General features: G+C 41.2%; 4 protein-coding genes. 3 read left to right on the top strand and 1 reads right to left on the bottom strand.

Features of this window, described 5'->3' with window-relative positions:
- The 3 genes from AFK68_RS36770 to AFK68_RS13585 form a co-directional block, all read left to right on the top strand.
- A partial coding sequence (locus AFK68_RS36770; RefSeq protein WP_371357376.1) for an NACHT domain-containing NTPase occupies positions 1-512 on the top strand: 512 nt, incomplete at its 5' end.
- Between the two features lie 462 nt (positions 513-974).
- The gene (locus AFK68_RS13590) at positions 975-2057 is read left to right on the top strand and encodes an RNA-guided endonuclease TnpB family protein (RefSeq protein ID WP_094673267.1); all 1083 of its coding nucleotides are present in this window, start codon (positions 975-977) and stop codon (positions 2055-2057) included.
- Complete coding sequence (locus tag AFK68_RS13585; RefSeq protein WP_094673266.1) at positions 2054-5311, top strand: HEAT repeat domain-containing protein; 3258 nt, start codon at positions 2054-2056, stop codon at positions 5309-5311. The genes AFK68_RS13590 and AFK68_RS13585 overlap by 4 nt, the downstream gene beginning before the upstream one ends.
- A 178-nt stretch (positions 5312-5489) precedes the next feature.
- Here the strand turns inward: AFK68_RS13585 and AFK68_RS13580 are convergent.
- Positions 5490-5749: type II toxin-antitoxin system RelE/ParE family toxin (locus tag AFK68_RS13580; RefSeq protein ID WP_094673265.1), on the bottom strand; the 260-nt coding region annotated here is incomplete at its 5' end.

The raw sequence follows: 5749 nt of genomic DNA, 5'->3' as shown, positions 1-5749 counted from the left end.
CCTCCCACACTCCCCACACCTCCCACACCTCCCACACTTCCCACACTCCCCACACTCCCCTTTTGCTCCTCTTCGATGGGTTTAACGAGATGGCATCGGAAGCGGCACGACAACAGGTGAGAATGTTTCGGCAAGACTACCCCAAAACTGCCATGGTGTTTACGACGCGAGATTTGAGTCTGGGGGGAGATTTGGGGATTGAGAAAAGGTTGGAAATGCTGCCTCTGACGGAATCTCAAATGCAGGAGTTTGTCTGTGCTTATTTGCCAGAGCATGGTGAAAATTTATGGCAGCAGTTGCAGGGGAGGTTGCGGGAGTTGGGGGAAACTCCCATGTTTTTGTTGATGTTGTGTTCGGTGTTTAACTATAACGAAGTAATACCTGCTCATCTGGGGTTGGTGTTTCGGAGTTTTACTGAAAGTTATCGTAGTCGTCTCAAGCAAGATGTTCCCGTTGATGAAAGTTCTCGACGTTGGTGGGATAGGTTGTTGCAGGAGTTTCGACTTAGTTAACAATTTATGTGTGTAAACGATATAATACGGTAGTTCTCTTCACACATTTGTCAGTAATGAGGGTGACGCTTTATATCTTGTGCACTAATCGCTGCTCTCCACATTTCTGCCTCTCTATCTATATATACCTCTCCAAAAATCCCGCTTGCTACGACACAACAGCGCAGTGAGGGTTGGAGAACAATCATGTCCAATCTTGTCTATTGACAAAGACTCAAATGTAAGTATAGACTGTTAAGATGCGGTTGGCTTAACCGTCAATGCCTGTGGATGAGTAACCGCCGACGGCCTCAGTAGAAGCAGGAAGTAAACATCAAGAAGTGACGTTATGTGACGCTTTGTATCAGTTTTATGAAGCAGTTGGCGTGGGTGATGAAAAATTGGGAGCATTGACTTAATCAAAGAATAACGATATAATAGCTTAAAAAGCAGTTCTATTAGAAAGTCTGGGTTCACTAATACATGAAATCCATCAGAACTAAACTCAAATTAAATAATAAGCAAAAAACTCTGATGGCTCAACACGCAGGTTATAGCAGATGGTGTTATAACTGGGGGTTAAGTTTGTGGAATGCGGCTTACAGGGATGGTTATAAACCTAATGCCCGTAAACTCAGAGAGGTTTTTACTAATCAGACAAAACCTCTTTATCCCTGGATGAAAAGCTTATCATCTAAAGTTTATCAATATGCTTTCATCCACTTGGGTGAAGCGTTTAAAAGATTCTTTCAAGGATTGAGTAAATATCCAAGATTTAAGAAAAAAGGTAAACATGATAGTTTCACAATTGATAATTCTGGAAAGCCAATAGAATTAAATGGATGGAATCATAAATTACCTTTTATTGGTATTGTCAAAACTTACGAACCTATTGAGGCAATAACTCAAAAAATAACTATTAGTAGACAGGCATCGGATTGGTATCTTAGCTGTAGCTATGAATTTACTCCAAAATTAACACAAAAAACTACTAAAATTGTAGGTGTTGATTTGGGAATTAAGACATTAGCAACGTTAAGTAATGGGAAAGTATTTCAGAGTGTAAAGTCATACCGCAAGTTTGAAGCCAAGCTCTCTAGACTACAATACCTGAACCGAAATAAAATTATTGGTTCTGCTAATTGGAAAAAGGCACAACTGAAGATAGCCGCGTTACATAGGCGAGTAGCTAACATCCGCAAAGATGCACTTCATAAATTGACAACATATCTAGCTAAAAACCACAGCCTTGTTGTCATAGAAGATTTAAATGTGAGCGGGATGTTGGCTAACCATAAGCTAGCTAAGTCTATAACAGACCAAGGATTTTATGAATTCAGGCGACAACTTGAGTACAAGTGCCAATGGTACGGTTGTGAGTTAGTAGTAGTTGATAGATTTTTTCCATCATCAAAAACTTGTTGCAGGTGCGGTAACATCCAAGATATGCCATTAAATCTGAGAACTTATGACTGTCGGTCATGTGGCATATCTATAGACCGTGATTTGAATGCTAGTATAAATTTGAGAAATGCGGTCGGCTTGACCGTTAATGCTTGTGGATGAGTAACCGCCGACGGCCTCAGTTGAAGCAAGAAGTAAACATTAGACTTGTCGCGCTTGTGACGTTTGATATCGGTTTTATGAAGCAGTATTATGTGGCGGAAAGGTTGTTGTTGCAGTTGTCTGGAATGAGTGACTATGAGTTGCAGTGGGATTATTTGAATTATTTGAAGTGGACGGAAGTTGTGGCGTTGATATTGGGGTTGGTGGAAGATGAGGCGTTGGCGGTGCGGGTGGTAAGGTTGGCGTTGGAGGTTGATTGGTTTTTGGGGGCGAGGTTGGTGGGTAAGGTGCAAGGGAGGTTTCAGGAGCGGGCGTTGGTGGAGGTTGAGGGGTTGGAGTTGCCTGGGTTGGTGAAAGTTAAGTTGGCAGGGTTAACGGAGTCGGATGTTGCTGTTCCGGGGTTGGTTAAATTATTAAAAGACTCAGACTCTGATTTGCGTATGAGGGCAGCAGATGCTCTGGGTAAAATAGCTTCGGAAACTGCGATTGAGGCATTAATTCCACTCCTAGAAGACTCAGACTCTGATTTGCGTAAGAGAGCAGCATTTGCTCTAAGTAAAATAGGTTCGGAAACTGCGATTGAGGCGTTAATTCCACTCCGAGAAAAGTCAGACTCTGATGAGCATAGCAGTTCAGAAACTGCGATTCCAGGATTAATCCCACTTCTAGAATATGAAGACTCTTATGTGTGCTGGAATGCAGCACAAGCTCTGGCTAAAATAGGTTCGGAAACTGTGATACCGGAATTAATCCCACTTCTAGAATACGAAGACTCTTATGTGCGTTGGAATGCAGTAGAAGCTCTAGGTGAAATAGGTTTAGTTGTCGAAAAATCGGAAACTGTGATTCTGAGATTAATTCAAATGTTAGAAGATTTGGACTCTTATGTGCGCAGAAGTGCAGTAGAATCTCTGATTGAGATAGGCTCAGAAACTGCGATTCCGGGATTAATTCAGCTTCTAGAAGATTCAGACTCTGATGTGCGTGGTAGTGCAGCAGAAGCTCTGGGTAAAATAGGCTCAGAAACTGCGATTCCGCAATTAATTCAACTTCTAGAAGATTCAGACTCTGATGTGCGTGGTAGTGCAGCAGAAGCTCTGGGTAAAATAGGCTCAGAAACTGCGATTCCAGGATTAATTCAACTTCTAGAAGATTCAGATACTGAGGTTTGTTGCAGTGCAGCAAAAGCTCTAGGAAAAACAAACTCAGAAAATGCGATCCCGGGATTAATTCAGCTTCTAGAGGACTTAGACTTTTATTTACGTAGGAGCGCAGTAGAAGCTCTGGTTGAAATAGGTTCGGAAACTGTGATTCCGGGGTTAATTCCACTCCTAAAGCACTCAGACTCTGATGTGCGTGGTAGTGCAGCAAAAGTTCTGGTTGAAATAAGTTCTGAAACTGCAATTCCAGGATTAATTCAACTTACAGAAGACTCAGACTCTGATGTGCGTAGTCGTGCAGCAGAAGCTTTAGGTAAAATAGGTTCTGAAACTGTAATTCCAGAATTAATTTCACTCCTAAAAGACTCAGATTCTGTTGTCTGTAGTCGTGCAGCAGAAGCTCTAGGTAAAATAGGTTCTGAAACTGTAATTCCGGAACTAATTTCACTCTTAAAAGACTCAGACTTTGATATGCGTAGTCGTGCAGCAGAAGCTTTAGGCAAAATAGGCTATGAAACTGTAATTCCGGAATTAATTTCACTCCTAAAAGACTCAGATTCTGTTGTCTGTAGTCGTGCAGCAGAAGCTCTAGGAAAAATAGGCTCTGAAAATGCAATTCCAGGATTAATTTCACTCCTAAAAAACTCAAATTCTTATGTGCGTAGTCGTGCAGCAGAAGCTCTGGGTAAAATAGGTTCTGAAACTGCGATTCCAGGCTTAATTTCACTCCTAGAAGACTTAGACTCTGTTGTCTGTAGTCGTGCAGTAGAAGCTTTGGGTAAAATAGGTTCCGAAACTGCAATTCCAGGATTAATTCTACTTTTAAAAGACTCAAATTATTATGTCCGTAGTTGTGCAGTAAAAGCTCTGAGTAAAATAGGTTCCGAAACTGCGATTCCAGGATTAATTCCACTACTTGAAGACTCAGACTATGATATGCGTAGAACTGCAACAGAAGCTGTGGGTAAAATAGGTTCTGAAAACACAATTGTTGAGTTGACAAAAAAAGTAGAAAATGATAAGTTTGTCAAACAAATGTTATCTCAAACCATCAACACCATTCAAACCATCCAACAACGCCTTCAATACTACAAACCAACCCCCAAAATACCCATGTCTAACACACTTTCTCACAACTACGCCCTACTAATAGGAGTCGGCGACTGCAAATACTCCAACTGGTCACTTCCCGTCACAGTCAAAGACGTTCAAGCCATCAAATCATTCCTCATAAAACCCGACTTCTGTAGTTACATTGACAATGAAAATTATCTCCGCTTCCTCAGCAATGAACAAGCAACAAAACAAAACATTTTAGATAACTTAAACTGGCTCCAACAACAAGCAAAAAACGACCCAGAAGCCACAATATTAGTCTATTATTCGGGTCATGGTTGGCTAGATAAATCAACCAAAAACTATTATTTAATCCCCCACGACACCAGTCCCGTAAAACCACAAAAAACAGCATTACCAGCAACAGAATTTAACAACGCCCTCCAGCAAATATCCGCCCAAAAACTATTAGTAATAATAGATAGTTGTCACGCCCAAGGAATGGCAACTGCCAAAGAAACAGACGAACTAGAATTACCCGAAAACTTCAGTCAAACCGCCCTCCCGAAAAACTTAATAGCAGACTTAAGAAAAGGAACAGGGCGAGCAGTATTCACCTCATCCACAGGAGACGAGTCATCATGGATACGCTCCGATCAAACAATGAGTATCTACACATATCATTTTCTGGAAGCATTACAAGGAGGAGGCAATAAACCAGGAGATAAAATTGTCAAGGTTTCCAACCTAATGAGTCATGTGAGCAAAACCGTTCCCGAAAGCGCTCAACAATTAGGGGAAAAACAAACCCCCATATTCGACTTTTCCCAAACAGAAGATTTTCCCGTAGCGTTATTGCGTGGGGGTAAAGGTTTACCCGAAGGGGGATGGGAGGAAGTCAAACAGGAAGCGCAGGAGAATATTCGAGCAGGGCGTGATGTTTATCAGGCCGGAGGTGATAATATCGGCCAAATTAATGTTTCTGGCAATTCTGAAACAACTATAACAATTGGTGATATTAGCTCAAGGCGAAATTAGTAGGTTGGGTTTGGCGATCGCTAATGAATACCTCTCCCCAACCCCTCTCCTGCAAAGAGAGGGGCTATTCTCCCCCTTCTCTTGCAGGGAAGGGGGCTGGGGGGTTAGGTTTAATTTAGTTAATACGAGAAATTCTAGTTATTGTTGGGTTGCGCTACCGCTTAACCCAACCTACCACTTAAATACGATTTTGCAATCTTTGAGGATTTTGTTTGGCATGAAGACAAGCTATAACAACAACAGCATCATCTTTGAGCAGATAAAATATTCCATAAGGAAATTTTCTCACAATAGTACGATGAATTTGTTTATAAATTATTGGATAAGCTAAAGGATTTGCTTGAATTAATGATAGGCAATTATCAATAGCATTAAGAAATTCTTCTCCAAGTTCCTGACGGCTATTTTCATACCAAACATAAGCTGCATCTAAATCTT

It is taken from the genome of Hydrocoleum sp. CS-953 (genome assembly GCF_002260545.1).
GTDB lineage: Bacteria > Cyanobacteriota > Cyanobacteriia > Cyanobacteriales > Microcoleaceae > Trichodesmium.
This window is presented reverse-complemented; position numbering and strand designations above follow the sequence as displayed.

Bases quoted from the DNA above. Each gene is read 5' to 3' on its own strand.
- AFK68_RS13590 (WP_094673267.1), top strand. From the start codon at position 975: ATGAAATCCATCAGAACTAAACTCAAATTAAATAATAAGCAAAAAACT.
- AFK68_RS13585 (WP_094673266.1), top strand. From the start codon at position 2,054: ATGAGTAACCGCCGACGGCCTCAGTTGAAGCAAGAAGTAAACATTAGA.